General features: G+C 68.4%; 14 protein-coding genes. 7 read left to right on the forward strand and 7 right to left on the reverse strand.

Annotation, left to right across the window (positions count from 1 at the left end):
- Positions 1 to 13 precede the first annotated feature (13 nt).
- Positions 14 to 643 (reverse strand): TetR/AcrR family transcriptional regulator, encoded by a 630-nt coding sequence (locus tag ACFLIM_RS19390; protein ID WP_393167301.1) that lies wholly within the window; start codon positions 641 to 643, stop codon positions 14 to 16.
- A gap of 364 nt (positions 644 to 1,007) precedes the next feature.
- Between ACFLIM_RS19390 and ACFLIM_RS19395 the strand changes: the two genes are divergently transcribed.
- The 4 genes from ACFLIM_RS19395 to ACFLIM_RS19410 all read left to right on the forward strand — a co-directional run bounded on the left by ACFLIM_RS19395 (position 1,008) and on the right by ACFLIM_RS19410 (position 3,874).
- Positions 1,008 to 1,682 carry a haloacid dehalogenase type II gene (locus ACFLIM_RS19395; RefSeq protein WP_393167303.1) on the forward strand — a complete coding sequence of 225 codons (675 nt, stop codon included), beginning with the start codon at positions 1,008 to 1,010 and terminating at the stop codon, positions 1,680 to 1,682.
- Positions 1,683 to 1,722: 40 nt separating this feature from the next.
- Complete coding sequence (locus ACFLIM_RS19400) at positions 1,723 to 1,959, forward strand: hypothetical protein (RefSeq protein ID WP_393167305.1); 237 nt, start codon at positions 1,723 to 1,725, stop codon at positions 1,957 to 1,959.
- Complete coding sequence (locus tag ACFLIM_RS19405) at positions 1,944 to 2,921, forward strand: zinc-binding alcohol dehydrogenase family protein (RefSeq protein WP_393167307.1); 978 nt, start codon at positions 1,944 to 1,946, stop codon at positions 2,919 to 2,921. Before ACFLIM_RS19400 ends, ACFLIM_RS19405 begins: the two co-directional genes overlap by 16 nt.
- Positions 2,922 to 3,397: 476 nt before the next feature.
- The gene (locus ACFLIM_RS19410) at positions 3,398 to 3,874 is read left to right on the forward strand and encodes a hypothetical protein (RefSeq protein WP_393167308.1); all 477 of its coding nucleotides are present in this window, start codon (positions 3,398 to 3,400) and stop codon (positions 3,872 to 3,874) included.
- A gap of 335 nt (positions 3,875 to 4,209) precedes the next feature.
- On the opposite strand, the gene ACFLIM_RS19415 is transcribed toward ACFLIM_RS19410, so the two are convergent.
- The 4 genes from ACFLIM_RS19415 to ACFLIM_RS19430 all read right to left on the reverse strand — a co-directional run bounded on the left by ACFLIM_RS19415 (position 4,210) and on the right by ACFLIM_RS19430 (position 10,036).
- The gene (locus ACFLIM_RS19415) at positions 4,210 to 5,835 is read right to left on the reverse strand and encodes an ABC transporter permease (protein WP_393167310.1); all 1,626 of its coding nucleotides are present in this window, start codon (positions 5,833 to 5,835) and stop codon (positions 4,210 to 4,212) included.
- Positions 5,832 to 6,737, reverse strand: a complete 906-nt coding sequence (locus ACFLIM_RS19420) for an ABC transporter ATP-binding protein (protein WP_393167312.1) — start codon at positions 6,735 to 6,737, stop codon at positions 5,832 to 5,834. The genes ACFLIM_RS19415 and ACFLIM_RS19420 overlap by 4 nt, the downstream gene beginning before the upstream one ends.
- On the reverse strand, positions 6,734 to 7,390 hold the full coding sequence (locus ACFLIM_RS19425; protein ID WP_393167314.1) for a TetR/AcrR family transcriptional regulator: 657 nt from the start codon (positions 7,388 to 7,390) through the stop codon (positions 6,734 to 6,736). The genes ACFLIM_RS19420 and ACFLIM_RS19425 overlap by 4 nt, the downstream gene beginning before the upstream one ends.
- Before the next feature lie 330 nt (positions 7,391 to 7,720).
- Positions 7,721 to 10,036, reverse strand: coding sequence for an FdhF/YdeP family oxidoreductase (locus tag ACFLIM_RS19430; protein WP_393167316.1), 2,316 nt, complete (start codon positions 10,034 to 10,036; stop codon positions 7,721 to 7,723).
- A gap of 346 nt (positions 10,037 to 10,382) precedes the next feature.
- On the opposite strand from ACFLIM_RS19430, the gene ACFLIM_RS19435 reads away from it, so the two are divergent.
- Together ACFLIM_RS19435 and ACFLIM_RS19440 are read left to right on the forward strand one after the other, a co-directional pair.
- Positions 10,383 to 11,678 carry an OFA family MFS transporter gene (locus ACFLIM_RS19435; RefSeq protein WP_449291476.1) on the forward strand — a complete coding sequence of 432 codons (1,296 nt, stop codon included), beginning with the start codon at positions 10,383 to 10,385 and terminating at the stop codon, positions 11,676 to 11,678.
- The gene (locus ACFLIM_RS19440; protein ID WP_393167320.1) at positions 11,675 to 11,806 is read left to right on the forward strand and encodes an MFS transporter small subunit; all 132 of its coding nucleotides are present in this window, start codon (positions 11,675 to 11,677) and stop codon (positions 11,804 to 11,806) included. The genes ACFLIM_RS19435 and ACFLIM_RS19440 overlap by 4 nt, the downstream gene beginning before the upstream one ends.
- A gap of 79 nt (positions 11,807 to 11,885) precedes the next feature.
- Here the strand turns inward: ACFLIM_RS19440 and ACFLIM_RS19445 are convergent, their stop codons facing one another.
- Complete coding sequence (locus tag ACFLIM_RS19445) at positions 11,886 to 12,254, reverse strand: peptidase inhibitor family I36 protein (RefSeq protein WP_393167322.1); 369 nt, start codon at positions 12,252 to 12,254, stop codon at positions 11,886 to 11,888.
- Positions 12,255 to 12,443: 189 nt separating this feature from the next.
- On the opposite strand from ACFLIM_RS19445, the gene ACFLIM_RS19450 reads away from it, so the two are divergent.
- Positions 12,444 to 12,599 carry a hypothetical protein gene (locus ACFLIM_RS19450; RefSeq protein WP_393167324.1) on the forward strand — a complete coding sequence of 52 codons (156 nt, stop codon included), beginning with the start codon at positions 12,444 to 12,446 and terminating at the stop codon, positions 12,597 to 12,599.
- Here ACFLIM_RS19450 and ACFLIM_RS19455 read toward each other — a convergent pair.
- Entirely contained in the window at positions 12,590 to 13,675 is a 1,086-nt protein-coding gene (locus ACFLIM_RS19455) for an aldo/keto reductase (RefSeq protein WP_393167325.1), read from the reverse strand. The genes ACFLIM_RS19450 and ACFLIM_RS19455 overlap by 10 nt on opposite strands.
- Positions 13,676 to 14,206: the final 531 nt, after the last annotated feature.

Below are 14,206 nucleotides of genomic sequence, written 5' to 3' on the forward strand. Positions count from 1 at the left end.
GGCATCAGCATCCTCACCCATAAGCCGGCTCGCCGACGCGCGCCGCCCCCAGGGCGCCGGCGCGCACGGCGGCGAGCGTGACCCGCACCGCCTGGTCGGCGGTCGCCTCGTCGACCGGATCGGCGGTGATGAGCAGGCGCAGGTAGATCGGCGCGGCGAGGGTCTTGAAGAGCTCGGCGGGATCGGTATCCCCGGCGAGTTCACCGCGCTCGATGGCGCGCGCCACCACCGGCTCGGCCCTCACCAGCCGGTCGTCGAACACGTGACGCCTGGCCGCGGCGAGCTCCGGAAGATGGGCTGCACCGGTGAACATGGCAGCGAGGATGGCCTGCCCGGTCGGACTGGTGAACGACTGGACGAGCGAGCGTGCCAGCGCGCGCAGGTCGGTCTCGATCGCTCCGGTGTCGGGAACGGGGATGTCCATCGCCATGTGCTCGGCCAGGGCTTCCGTGAGCAGGCTGACACGATCCTTCCACCGCCGGTACACCGTCGTCTTGTGGACTCCGGCGCGCTGGGCGACGTTCTCGACGCTGAACGCGGCGTAGCCCTTGTCCACGAGCTCGGCGAGCGTGGCGGCGTGGACTGCGGCAAGTACTTTGGCGCCCCGGCCGACCGGCTGGGCGGTGGAATGATCAGATTTCATGGCAACTCATTGCGATCGGCTGTGGCAGTTCTCCGAACGCCTTAGCGGCGTCACCTACGCCACAGCGATGCGCCTGCCGTAGCGTTCATCACGTAGGACGTGGCGTGGTTGTGGGCCCGGCCCCCACCCCGGCCGGTCGCGGGCGACCACGTCCCAGTGCGCGGCCAAGTCGGGGTCGCTACGCCGTTGCCGTTGGATCGCTGTCGCAACTGCACGGACCCAGTGGGCGGATCCGGCGAACTCGTCCAGCGCGGTGACCGGGTTCGGCGCGGCCAGCACAGGACGAATGGAATCGTCTAACCCCTCGGCCTCGTACACGTGGTCGGAGTGACAGGCATGCGGCCATGCGGGTAAGAAGTCGGCTATGACCAGAGTCATCGCGTTCGATGTCAACGAGAGCCTGCTCGACCTCTCCGCGCTCGACGATGCCTTCGAGGCGCTGCTGGGCTCGGCCGCTCTCCGCGAGCAGTGGTTCCGGCAAATGCTGCAGATCACCTTCGTCGGCGGTCTGACCGGTGATTACGTGGACTACAGCACGGCCCAGCACGCCGCGCTGCTGATGCTGGCCGAACGGCACGGCCGTACCGTCTCACCGGACGACGCCGCCGGGGTCGTCGAGCGGATGAGCACGCTGCCCGCCCACCCAGAGGTCGCGGGTGCGCTCCAGCGGCTGCGCACGACCTCGCTCAAGACGGTGGCGCTGACGAACTCCGTAGGCCCTGTCGCCGAGGCCCAGCTCACCAACAGCGGCATCCGCGACTACTTCGACACCGTCATCTCGGCCGACAGCGTGAAACGGCTCAAACCGCTGCCCGACCCCTACCAGGCCGCCGCGAAGGCGTTCGGCGTGGACATGGCAGAGGTGCGCCTGGTGGCCGCGCACTGGTGGGACACGTGGGGCGCGCTCGCCGCGGGCTGCAAGGCGGCTTTCATCGCCCGGTCCGGCATGGTCCTCAGCCCGGTCGGCCGGCGTCCGGACATCGTCGGCGCCGACCTGGCCGAAGTCGTCGACCAGATCATCGCCATCGATGCCGTCTGAACCGGCAGACCATGGCATCGCGGGACCGATCGCCGGTGTGATGACGAAGACTTCGGGCATGCGGGTTGGTGTGGACGTGGTGGTCAGGAAAAGCCGGGTGCGCGACCTGGTGCTGGTGCGCCCGGACCAGCATGTCGCCTTGGCCAGGCGGCTCAACATCGACGGCGACCTGCAAGGACACGGCGGCGAGAGAGGTCCTGATCTGCTGCGCCAGGCCGCGGGAGGACCTGGTGCTCGACCTTTGACGTCTGGAGGGCTGCCATGCGTGCCATCGTGATCGAGAGGTTCGGCGGGCCGGAGTGCCTGGTGTACCGGGAACTGCCGAAACCCGAGCCCGCGGTGGGCCAGGTCGTCATCGAGGTGAAGGCGTTCGGCCTCAACCATGCCGAGCTGCACATGCGCAGGGGCGAATGGGCGGAGGCGGCGCCGGTGAGCGGCATCGAGTGCGTCGGCCTCGTCCACGCCTGCCCCGGTGGCGAGTTTCCCGTCGGAGCCAAGGTGGCCGCGCTGATGGGCGGCCTCGGGCGCACGATCAACGGCAGCTACGCCGAGTACACCCGGGCGCCCGCGTCGAACGTGGCGCTCATCGAGTCCGGTCTGCCGTGGGCGGATCTGGCGGCGATCCCTGAGACGTACGCCACCGCGTGGACCTGCCTGTTCCGCAACCTGGAGATCGCCCAAGGGCAGTGCCTGGTCATCCGGGGCGCGACCTCCTCCTTCGGTCAGGCCGCGATCAACCTCGCGGTGGACGCCGGCGTACGGGTCATCGCCACCACCCGCGACCGCGACCGCTTCCCCTTGCTGGAAGACCTCGGCGCGGACCGCGGCGAACTGGAGGGCCCCGACCTCCACCTGCGGATCCCCGAGGCCAAGCGACTCGACGCCGTGCTCGACCTGGTGGGCAACAGCACCATCCTGGACTCCCTCGCGATGCTGCGCCGGGGCGGGCGGGCCTGTCTGGCCGGATGGCTCGGTGGTCTCGACCCGATCCCCGACTTCAACCCGCTGGCGCAGATGGCAAGCGGCGTCTACCTGACCTTCTTCGCCAGCTTCGTCTTCGGCACCCCCGGCTTCCCACTGTCTGATGTGCCGCTCCAAGCCATCGCCGACAAGGTGGCGGCCGGCCGCCTGCGGGGGAAACCCTCGCGGGTGTTCGGCTTCGAGGAGATAAGGCAGGCGCATCGCGTGATGGAGGCCGGGGAGGCCGGCGGCAAGATGGTGGTCGTCGTCCACGACTGAACCAGCGACTTCAAAGCCGGCGTCTACAGCTCCGGGGCTTCGACATCGGTGACCACCAGGTACAGCCCGCGCGCCGACCCGGCGGCGCGCATCCGGCATCGGCGCCGATGTCGCCGAAGAGGGTGTGGGTGCCGATTACCTTGTCCTTTGCTCCGACCTGCCACTGCAGGGGAAGCCGGCCGCAGCCGTTCGGCTGCGTCCGCTTGACCGCGGACGGTGTTGCGTTGGCACGCTCACCTGGTGAAACGCCGCTGGACCTACCCGCGGCGGCGGCCGGGCCGGCCACGGACTGCCGCGATGAAATGGGTCCTTGTGTGTCGTTGTGCACGCTGGTGATGATGTGTGCCTTTGTCCGCAGAACGGAAGATCGCCGCTGCCTAGATTGAGTGTCGTCCGGAGCGATCAGGCACCCGAAACGGGATCGCCCCGGACGGTGGAAACGAGATTCCCAGCACTCTCATATCAAGGGACAGGTCATGTTGAAGCTTCGCAACGTTCTCGCCGGCACGGTTCTGGCCGGTGCTCTGGCGGCCGGTGTGGCGGCCGCCCCGGCCCAGGCCGCCACCGCGACCACCACCACGACGGCCAACGCGAGCACGGCGGCTCAGACGCAGTACACCAAGCACTGGTTCGAGGGCTACTCCGGCTACAGCCGGGGCGAGTCCCGCGGCCACCGCTCCTACTACAAGGGCTACTACTACTTCTCCAACGGCCGCTACTACTTCGACATCGACGTCTGGGACCGCGACCGCGACCGCGAGAACACCTACGTGGACTTCTGGTACCACGACGACCGCGGCTGGCACCAGGGCCGCCGATTCACCACCGGCGGGCACAACGAGTACCGATTCAACTACAGCGCCCGCGGCGGCTTCGACGGCTTCAAGTTCCACATCGGCGAGGGCAAGTCGGGTCACTTCGACTGGGGCACCTACTACAACCGCTCCTGGTGACCTCTGACTTCTCCCTCTGACCACGAGGAGGCATCCGCCGGCGCGGCCGGTGCCTCCCCTGGTTTCGGACCGTTACACAGTCGGCCTTGTCGAGCGGTAGTTGTGGTGCCCGTTGATGGTTGTGACGCGTGTTCGCCGCGCTTGCCGTCCCAGGCGCTCCAGGTTGCGATCGCGGCGATGGTGGTGAGCAGCAGGGCCTGAAGGCGGATGCCACTGCGTCGTACCGCACGGATCCCAGGCTGTCACCGTCGCGGCTGCCGATGGACGATCGGGACAAGGACCTCCGGAACGCGCATCCCGCCATGTGCGTGACGGGATGCGCATCCCTCGTCTGACTACAGCGCCAGGTTTCTGCGCCGGAACAGCGCCAGCCCGGCCGCTGCCAGCGCGGCGGCCACGACGACCAGCGCCGCGAGCGGCCCGGCTGTGACCTCAGCCGCGGGGATCGGCGGCACGTGGCTGAACGGCGACAGGTCGCGTATCGCCTCGGGCAGTCCGAACACCTCTCCGAGCAGCCCGCAGACGATGCTCACCACGAGTCCTGCCCAGGCGAGCGTGACGGTCAGGCGGGGCAGCAGGCCGAAGACAAGCACGACGAAGCCGGCCAGAGTCAGCACGGCGGGCAGTTGCGCCAGCCCGGCGCCGATCAGCGGGCCCACGCCAGTGACGCCGCCGACGGCGGCATCGGCCACCCCCATGCCCGCGCCTGCCAGCACCAGCAGCGCGGTCGCGCCGATCGCCGCACATGCCAGGTGTGCGATCACCCAGCGGACCCGGCCCACGGCGGTGGCCAGCACCGCTTCGGCCGGTCCGCCGGCCTCTTCCGTACGCAGCCGCAGCAGCGCCTGGACGACGAAACCTGCTGCCAGCACGCCGTATACGTTCATCATCGCGGCGTAGAAGGTGTCCACCAGGTTGGCGACGCCGGCGCTGGAGAGCTGGTCAAGGATCTTGGTGGCACCCGTGTTTCCGGTCATCGCCTCGTTGACGGTCTTGCCGAGCGTGCCGATCCCCAGGCCGAACAGCGCACTGCCGATCACCCAGCCGAACGTCGCGCCACGGTTCAGCCGCCACGCCAGCCCGAGCGGGCTCAGCAGCGAACGGGTGGCCACCGCCGGCCCCGCCCTGTCGGGAATCAGGCCGGCGCCGAAGTCACGGCGGTCGACCAGCGCGAACGCCGCGGCCACGCATGCCGCCAGCAGCACGAGCGGCAGGGCGAGCACCCACCAGGCCTCCTCGCCGAACGGGTGCACCAGCGTGCCCCAGCCGACGGGCGACAGCCACGACGGCCAGGCGCTGGTCACCTGGATGCCGTCCGGCGCTCGTTCACCAAGCGCGTCGCCGATGCCGCGGACCAGGTAGCCCACGCCGACGGCCGTCGCGGCGAACGCGTTGGCCCCGCGTGCGCTCTGGAACAGTTGGGCGGCGAGCGCGGCCAGCCCGGCGAAGGCCAGACCGGTGGCCGCCGTCGCCGCGCCGAACGCCAGCGCGCCGTCGGCAGGCAGGCCGGCCCCCAGCAGAGTGCCGGTCAACGCGGCCCCGAGCAGCAGGTTGGCTCCCGCGACCACGACCACGGCCGCGGTGAGACCGGCGAACCTGCCCACGCTTCCCGAGCCGAGCATCTCGGCTCTGCCGTTCTCCTCGTTCTGCCTGGTGTGCCGAACGATCGCGAAGGTGCTCATGAGCCCGGCCAGCACCAGCATGGACGCGAAGTTGCGGAAGTTCACCAGCGCGCCCAGGTCGGTGCCGACCGGTGTGCCGCGCATGAGCAGGACGGCCGGGCTGGTGCCGGCGCCCTTGAGCGCGGTGATCCGTCCGGCCTCGTCGGGGAACTCGTCGGCCACTGCCGCGGCTCCGGCCGCCATCAGCAGCACAGAACCGACGATCCAGATCGGCAGCTGGACACGGTCACGCCGTAGGGCCAGCCGGATCAGCCGGCCGGTGCCCGCGTAGGCGCTCATCGGGCTGCGCCGATCATGGTCGCGTCGCCGTAGTGGCGCATGAACAGCTCCTCCAGCGTCGGCGGGTGGCTGGTCAATGCCTGGACATCGAAGTCGGCCAGGTGACGCAGCACGCTGGGCAACTGCGCTGACTCCACGTCGAACTGGGCCCGCGTGCCGTCGGCCACCAGATCGTGGACGCCGGGCAGCCCGGCCAGCCCGGTGATCGGCTCGGTGGCCTCCACGGTGAGCGAGGTCCTGGTCAGGTGGCGGAGCTGGGCCAGAGTGCCGTGTTCGACGGTGACGCCGTCACGGATGATGCTGACCCCTGAGCAGAGGGCTTCCACCTCGGAGAAGATGTGGCTGGACAGCAGCACGGTCGCCCCGCGGGCGCTCACCTCGCGGACGGTCTGCTGGAAGGCCGCCTCCATCAGCGGGTCCAGGCCGGAGGTGGGCTCGTCCAGGACGAACAGCTCAACGTCGGAGGCGAAAGCCGCGACCAGCGCCACCTTCTGCCTGTTGCCCTTGGAGTAGGTACGGCAGCGCTTGGCCGGATCCAGCTGGAAGCGGTCCACCAGCTCGGCGCGGCGGGCTTTGTCCAGCCCTCCGCGCAGGTCGCCGAACAGGTCGATGGCCTCGCCCCCGGTCAGGTTCGGCCACAGGCTCACATCGCCGGGCACGTAGGCCAGTCTTCTGTGCAGGTGCACCGCGTCACGCCAGGGATCGCCGCCCAGTAAGCGCACCTGTCCCGCGTCGGCCCGCAGCAGGCCGAGCAGCACGCGGATGGTGGTCGTCTTGCCCGCGCCGTTGGGCCCCAGAAAGCCGTGCACCTCGCCGGTGCCGACCGTGAGGTCCAGGCCGTTCAGTGCCCGGGTGGTGCCGTACGTCTTGACCAGACCGGACACCGAGATGGCGTCAGTCATTGTGACTCTCCTTGAGGGGATGTGGCCTCGGCCTCGTCGATCGCGGCCAGGATCCGGCCCGCGTCCTCGAGGCTGAGCATGGGGTGCGAATAGATGTCGATGAGCCCCCTGGCCAGCAGGCGGTCACCTTCCGGGCTGAACACGTCGACGCCCATCGCCCGCGATATGTGCTCGTGCAGCACCCCGATGGACAGGGCCATCGCGGTGACGAGGGCCGCGCGGATCTTGGCGTCGACGGCGGGGGGATCCGGCCGGCTCTTGTCGGCTTCGAGCAGCCACGGCACGGTCAGCCGTACGAGCTCGTCGAACGGAGCGCTCGCAGCGCCCTCGGCCAGGGCCCGGGTCAGGTACAGGTGGTAGGGCCCGATCGCCGCGCGCGCGCTGAGCACGGAGTTCAGCGCACCGGCGGCGAGGCCCTCCCTGGTCTGGTCGTTGACCTGGCGGATCATCTTGATCAGGTGCTCGTCGCAGGCCTCGCGCAGGCCCTGTTTGGACCCGAAGTGGTGCCGCACCAGGCCGGGTGAGACCCCGGCCGTCTCGGCGATCACGCGAAGGCTGGCCCGTTCGTAGCCGAGCTCGCCGAAGTGCTGCATGGCCGCGCCTCTGATGCGCGCCCGCGCTGTCAGGTCCTCGGCAGCCGCTGATGTTGTCACGTCGCCCACTCCTATTCGCACGTAGAGCTTACTACTCGATCTTATAAAAAACTATCTGCTTGGGTAGTCATTGGCTTGCAGCGCGCCAAAACGCCTTGCGACGGTTCTGAGCTGGGGTCTGACTGAGTCCGCCACTGCCGTCGCGACGGATGCACAGCACCCGGTCGGCCCGCGGTTGCCCGTGCCGCCGTCGTTCAGGCCCGCGCCCCTGCATCATCTGAGCGACGCGGAGCAGGCTGCCGTTCACCGTCCACCGCCACCGTGCTCCCCGTCACGAACGAGCTGTCGTCCGCCGGTCGGTCAGCTCCATACTCCGCGGGCCACCCGAGGCTACATCGCGGGCGCGACGGAGCCGCCCGAGGTGCGTGGGCTGAGCCGCACCACGACGCTCTTGGAGGTTGGGGTGTTGGAGGTCTCCGCGACCGAGTCCAGCGGCACGAGCACGTTGGTCTCGGGGAAGTAGGCCGCACAGCACCCGCGCGCCGTCGAGTACGCGACGATGCGGAAACCCTCCGCCCTGCGCTCCCCGTCGGGCCACTCGCTGATCAGGTCGACGATCTCGCCGTCGGCCAGGCCACGCTCGGTGAGGTCGTCGGGATTGACGAAGACGACCCGGCGGCCACTGTGCACGCCCCGGTAACGGTCATCCAGGCCGTAAATGGTGGTGTTGTACTGGTCGTGGCTGCGTACCGTCTGGAGCAGGAGCCGCCCCGCGAGGACGCGCAACACCTCCAGGGCGTTGACGGTGAAGTTGGCCTTGCCCGTCTCGGTGGGGAAGCGCCGTTCGTCGCGTGGCGCGTTGGGCAGGGCGAAACCTCCCGGAACGCGGACCCGGGCGTTGAAATCGCCGAACCCTGGCACCACCCGGGCGATGCGGTCGCGGATGGCGTCGTAGTCGGCCTCGAAGCTTTCCCAGGGGATGTCAGGGCCGGGATGGTCGCTCGGGTTGAAGATCTTCCGTGCCATCCGGCAGATGATCGCCACCTCGGCCAGCAAGTCCGGCGAGGCCGGCCGCATCCGGCCCCGGGAGGCGTGGACCATGCCCATGGAGTCCTCGACTGTGACGAACCGGTCTCCGTCCCGTTCGGTCCGGCCCAGCGTCGGGAGGATGAGCGCCTCCCTGCCGCACACAGCGTGGGACCGGTTGAGCTTGGTCGACACCTGCACGGTGAGCCGGGCCCGGCGCATCGCCGCCTCGGTCACCGCCGTGTCCGGCGTCGCGGCGATGAAGTTGCCGCCCATCGCCAAGAACACCTTCGCGTGCCCATCGCGCAGGGCCCTGATCGACTCCACGGCGTCCGCGCCGTGATGCCGGGGCGGCTCGAACCCGAATTCGTCGCGGAGCGCGTCGAGGAACGCCGCCGAGGGCTTTTCGTAAATACCCATCGTACGGTCGCCCTGGACGTTGGAGTGTCCCCGTACGGGGCAGACCCCAGCCCCCGGCCGCCCCACGTTGCCGCGCAGCAGCAGGAAGTTGACGACCTCGCGGATGGTGGCGACGGAGTTCTTGTGCTGGGTGAGGCCCATCGCCCAGCACACGATCACCGACTTGGCTCCGAGCACGTCCTGGACCGTGTCCTCGATGGCCGTCCGGGGCAGCCCGGTGGCCTCCTCGACGTCCGCCCAGTCGAGGTCACGGATGTCCTTGTCCCAGTCGTCGAACCCGTGGCTGTGGGCCTCGATGAACTCGCGGTCGATCGCCGAACCCGGAGCCGCGTCCTCAGTCTCGAGCAGCAGCCGTGACATGGCCTTGAACAGCGCGAGGTCACCGTTGAGCCGGATCTGCAGGAACCGGTCGGCCAGCCGCGTGCCTCGCCCGAGCACCCCGCCCGGCCGCTGCGGGTTCTTGAAGCGCAGCAGCCCGGCCTCCGGCAGGGGGTTGACCGCGACGATGCGCGCGCCGTTCCCCTTGGCCTTCTCCAGCGCCGACAACATGCGCGGATGGTTGGTGCCGGGGTTCTGGCCGACCACGAAGATGAGGTCGGCCTTGTACAGATCTTCCAGCGACACCGTGCCCTTGCCGATGCCCAGTGCCTGGGTGAGCGCCGAGCCGCTGGACTCGTGGCACATGTTGGAGCAGTCGGGCAGGTTGTTCGTGCCGAAACGGCGTACCAGGAGCTGGTAGAGGAACGCCGCCTCGTTCGAGGTGCGCCCGGAAGTGTAGAACAACGCCTCATCCGGGCCGTCGAGCGCGCGCAGCTCCCTGGCGATGATGGCGAAGGCCTCGTCCCACGTCACCGGCAGATATCGGTCCGAGCCGGCCGGCTTGTGCATCGGCTCGGTGAGCCGGCCCTGCTGCCCTAGCCAGTAGTCCGTACGCCGAGCCAACTCGTCCACGGTGTGCTCGGCGAAGAAGCCGGGGGTGACCCGGCGGAGTGTGGCCTCCTCGGCCACCGCCTTCGCGCCGTTCTCGCAGAACTCCGCCGGGCTGCGGTGCTGCCCCTCCGGCCACGCGCAGCCCGGGCAGTCGAAGCCGTCCTTCTGATTCACCCGGGCCAGGGTCAGGAACGTGCGCTTGACCCCCATCTGCTCGTACGACATCAGCAGCGAGTGGGCCACCGCAGGGACTCCCGCAGCCCACTCTTTCGGCGATCCGACCTGCAGACCCTCGTCGCCGACATCCTGCCGTGGAGCCTTTTTAGCCACCCCGAAACCTCACTTCCGGCTGTCCGCCACGCTCAAAATACGCTCTCGTGCACACCACGGGAGCCCCGGGGCATGGGCCCAGGTCCTTCTTGCGGATCAGCCGGCGACGTCGTCGCCCACCACCCGGATGATGCGGTCCGCTGGGCGCAGGCCAGAATGTACGGGCGCTGGAGCAAGCCACACCCCAACAGTGGACAATGAGGTATTTACTACCACATACTACGCTTTCATGCATGAAGATGGACAAAGGCTGACAGTCGCCTCTCCAGGTGGTTTCCTCAGCCGTTCACGTACGGTGGCACCGCCCGCATGGAGCCGCTGGCTCGTCCCCCCGGCAGCCCTCTCGGTGCACCTCGCCATCGGCCAGGCCTACGCGTGGAGCGTGTTCAAGCTGCCCCTGGAGTCGGCGCTGCACCTGTCTGGTACGGCCAGCGCTCTGCCGTTCCAACTGGGGATCGTCATGCTCGGCCTGTCCGCCGCCTTCGGCGGACGAATGGTCGAACGCAACGGCCCGCGCTGGGCGATGTTCGTCTCGATGATCTGCTTCTCCTCGGGCTTCCTGCTGTCCGCCCTCGGCGTGGCCACGGGCCAGTACTGGCTGGTCGTCCTCGGCTACGGCTTCGTGGGCGGGATCGGGCTCGGCATCGGTTACATCTCGCCGGTGTCCACGCTGATGAAGTGGTTCCCCGACCGGCCCGGCATGGCCACGGGCATAGCCATCATGGGCTTCGGAGGAGGAGCCCTCATCGCCTCGCCGTGGTCCACGCAGATGCTCGGCACCTTCGGCACCGGTACGAGCGGGATAGCTACGACCTTCCTGGTGCACGGGCTGGTCTACGCGGTCTTCATGTCGTTGGGCGTGTTCCTGGTCCGGGTCCCGCCAGACGGCTGGCTCCCGCGGGGCTGGGTTCCCGCGAAAGCCGCCGCGCGAGCGCTGATCACCACCGCGAACGTCTCGGCCCGCAACGCGATCCGCACGCCGCAGTTCTGGTGTCTGTGGATCGTCCTGTGCTTCAACGTCACCGCCGGCATCGGCATCCTGGAGAAGGCCGCGCCCATGATCCGCGACTTCTTCGCGAACACGACCACACCAGTCTCGGCCGGTGCGGCGGCCGGCTTCGTCGCCCTGCTGTCCCTGGCCAACATGACGGGCCGGATCGTGTGGTCCTCGACCTCGGACCTGATCGGCCGGAAGAACATGTACCGCGTCTACCTCGGCGTGGGCGCCCTGTTGTACCTGACGATCGCGCTCGCCGGAAACTCGCACAACTTCCTGTTCATCCTCTGCGCGATCGGCATCCTGTCCTTCTATGGGGGAGGATTCGCCACCGCCCCGGCGTATCTCAAGGACCTGTTCGGCACCTACCAGGTGGGAGCCATCCATGGCCGGCTGCTGACCGCCTGGTCCACCGCGGGCGTCCTCGGCCCGCTGATCATCAACGCCATCGCCGACTCGCAGGCGGCCGCAGGCAGGACGGGACCCGCGCTCTACACGACGTCCCTGTACATCATGATCGGGCTACTGGCGATCGGTTTCCTGGCCAACGAGCTCATCCGCCCGGTGAATCCCCGCTTCCACGAACCTCCGGTCGTGGAGATGGGCCGGCAGAATACTTTGGCCGCTGGACAGGGAGGCTCATGATGGCAGACCACGGAGAGACGGCCGGGGCCACCCCCTTGATGATTCTGGCCTGGGCTTGGGTGGTCCTGCCCTTCGCCTACGGCGTTTACGAGCTGTTCATGAAGCTCACCCAGCTCTTCGCCGGCTGACCGTGCCCCTGCAGGGTGCCGATCTCCGCCGACGCCGTTCACCTGCGGATTCGCTTGCTGCGTTCAGCAAGGCCGGAGGTCAAGACCGCCGGCAGCCGGCCCTATGGGCGGACTGGGCCCGGAAACCAAGGGATTCGACGGTCTCGCCGGGGTTGATCCGCCGATTCTCCCCGAGAACGGAGAACAGCGGTCGTGAGTAGAAGCACCAGGATTCTTCGGTCCGGTTCTGCACGCTGGATACGGGCGGGTCGATGAAACCTGCGGCTTCCCACTGGTCGTAGACGACTTGCTCGCCCTTGCCGTAGGGCATTGTCCAGGCGCACACCTTGCCGTCCGGGCAGGGCATTTCCGCTGGAGTGTGCGCGGCGGCGTGGGCGATGTCAGGCGGGGTCAGGCCGGCGGTGGCGATGGCGGCGACCAGGGCCGCGCGGCGGATGAGGCTGGTCATGGAGGTCTCCCTTGCTGCTAGTCAGGTGTGGTGCTCACACCAAACACTCATAGCAAAGAGTGACGGCTAATAACAGAAAGTACCTACGAGGTCCTGGGGTGTCGCACCGGCGCGTACGTTCGGCCCGCCCGGGCTGATCGGTCTCGGCGCGTGCGCGGAGTACGGCATGGCCGTCCGCACACGCGACGGGTGGGTACGGGCGTGCCCGACCAGCTCGGCGTGCCGGAGACGATCAACAAGATCGTCATCCTGCGGAGCCGGCTCACAGGCTACGACCAGCCGCCCATTCCGACACCGCCCTTCTCGGTCCTGACTGCGCAGAACGCGTCGGAGCACTACAGGTGAGGGCCGAGCAGGGTGAGGTCGGCGGGTGAGAGGCGGTCGGAGGCCGTCGCCGCCTGGTGCCAGTACGGGTAGAGCAGCGGCTGGCGGCTGACCACGTCCAGCCGGGCACGCTCCTCCTCGGACAGCTCCAGGCCGGCGGCGGCGAGGTTGTCGGCGAGTTGCTCGCTGGTGCGGGCACCGACCACCAGTGACGTGACCGCCGGCCTGCCCAGCAGGTACGCCAGGGCCACCTGCGCCGCCGAGACGCCGCGTTGGCCCGCGATGTCGATCAGCACGTCCACGGTGTCGTAGAGCTGTTCCTGGTCGCGTACCGGAGGCTCGTTCCACTCGGTGAGCTGACGGCCCTCGGACGGCTGCACGCCCCGGCGGTAACGGCCGGACAGCAGGCCGCCGGCCAGCGGGCTCCACACCAGCACGCCGAGGCCCTGGTCGACGGCGGCGGGGATGAGCTCGTACTCGGCGTCGCGCGCTTGAAGGGAGTAGTAGATCTGCTGGCTGACGAAGCGCGGCAGGCCCAGCCGGTCGGCGATGCCCAGTGCCTTCATCAGCTGCCAGCCGGCGTAGTTGGAGACGCCCACGTAGCGGACCTTGCCAGAGCTCACCAGGTGGTCGAGCGCGGTAAGCGTCTCCTCCAGCGGGGTGCGGCCGTCCCACTCGTGCACCTGGTACAGGTCGATGTGGTCGGTGCCCAGCCTGCGCAGGCTCGCCTCGGCCCCGGAGATGACGTGGTGCCGCGACAGCCCCGCGTCGTTCGGCCCGCCGCCCATCGGCATGCGTACCTTCGTGGCCAGCAGCACCTCGTCGCGGCGGCCCTCGATCGCCTTGCCGACGATCTCCTCCGACAGGCCGGAGGAGTAGACGTCGGCGGTGTCGATGAGGTTGACTCCGGCATCAAGACACATGTCGATCTGCCTGCGCGCCTCCTCGACGCCCGTGGTGCCGACATAGGCGAACTTCCCCGTGCCACCGAAACTCATGGTCCCCATGGTGAGCACCGATATCCGCAGACCCGATCGACCTAGCTCGCGATATTCCATCCCACTATTATTGCTAATCTGTGACGGCGTCGCCAGCATCTATCGTGACCGATGTCAAGGCGGGCAACGGACACTTTGTCACTCACCAGCACTGGGTAAAATGCGGGCGCCGGACAATTAGCGCTTTCTGAGCGGGCCAAGGAGTTTCGCCTTTCCAAGGTGCCACCGAACCGTCGCGTGCACCTGCCGCCTCGGAGCTGCCGACCCCGCCGACGAGCTGCCTGACGCGGTCGGCGACCTGTGCGCCTGCCATGATGTCATCCGCGCTGCCCCGCGGAGTCCTACACAGGCTGCGGCTCCTCGTCCGCCCAGACCGACGAGAGCTAACCCTCATTAACAGCAGCCCCACCAGCCCAATGCCTGTCAACGCTATCAATATAGCGCAAAGGAAAACGCGTAAGCCAAGAGCGAGGTCAGCAAGATATCAAGGGGAGGGAATTTGTGTCGCCAATAGGTGAGTAGGGCGGGGAGGGGGCATAATGGGCATGGTCAGGACGAATCCACCCGAGCAGATGTAGGGGGTAGTCATGTACGGATACCTGCCATCGGAAATGTACCGGCCGGCTCCGC

Source organism: Nonomuraea marmarensis (genome assembly GCF_043197025.1).
Lineage (GTDB): Bacteria > Actinomycetota > Actinomycetes > Streptosporangiales > Streptosporangiaceae > Nonomuraea > Nonomuraea marmarensis.

Coding starts and splice junctions, on each gene's coding strand:
- ACFLIM_RS19455 (WP_393167325.1), bottom strand. CDS start 13,675: ATGCTGGCGACGCCGTCACAGATTAGCAATAATAGTGGGATGGAATAT.
- ACFLIM_RS19390 (WP_393167301.1), bottom strand. CDS start 643: ATGAAATCTGATCATTCCACCGCCCAGCCGGTCGGCCGGGGCGCCAAA.
- ACFLIM_RS19440 (WP_393167320.1), top strand. CDS start 11,675: ATGATGGCAGACCACGGAGAGACGGCCGGGGCCACCCCCTTGATGATT.
- ACFLIM_RS19415 (WP_393167310.1), bottom strand. CDS start 5,835: ATGAGCGCCTACGCGGGCACCGGCCGGCTGATCCGGCTGGCCCTACGG.
- ACFLIM_RS19395 (WP_393167303.1), top strand. CDS start 1,008: ATGACCAGAGTCATCGCGTTCGATGTCAACGAGAGCCTGCTCGACCTC.
- ACFLIM_RS19445 (WP_393167322.1), bottom strand. CDS start 12,254: ATGACCAGCCTCATCCGCCGCGCGGCCCTGGTCGCCGCCATCGCCACC.
- ACFLIM_RS19420 (WP_393167312.1), bottom strand. CDS start 6,737: ATGACTGACGCCATCTCGGTGTCCGGTCTGGTCAAGACGTACGGCACC.
- ACFLIM_RS19405 (WP_393167307.1), top strand. CDS start 1,944: ATGCGTGCCATCGTGATCGAGAGGTTCGGCGGGCCGGAGTGCCTGGTG.
- ACFLIM_RS19400 (WP_393167305.1), top strand. CDS start 1,723: ATGACGAAGACTTCGGGCATGCGGGTTGGTGTGGACGTGGTGGTCAGG.
- ACFLIM_RS19410 (WP_393167308.1), top strand. CDS start 3,398: ATGTTGAAGCTTCGCAACGTTCTCGCCGGCACGGTTCTGGCCGGTGCT.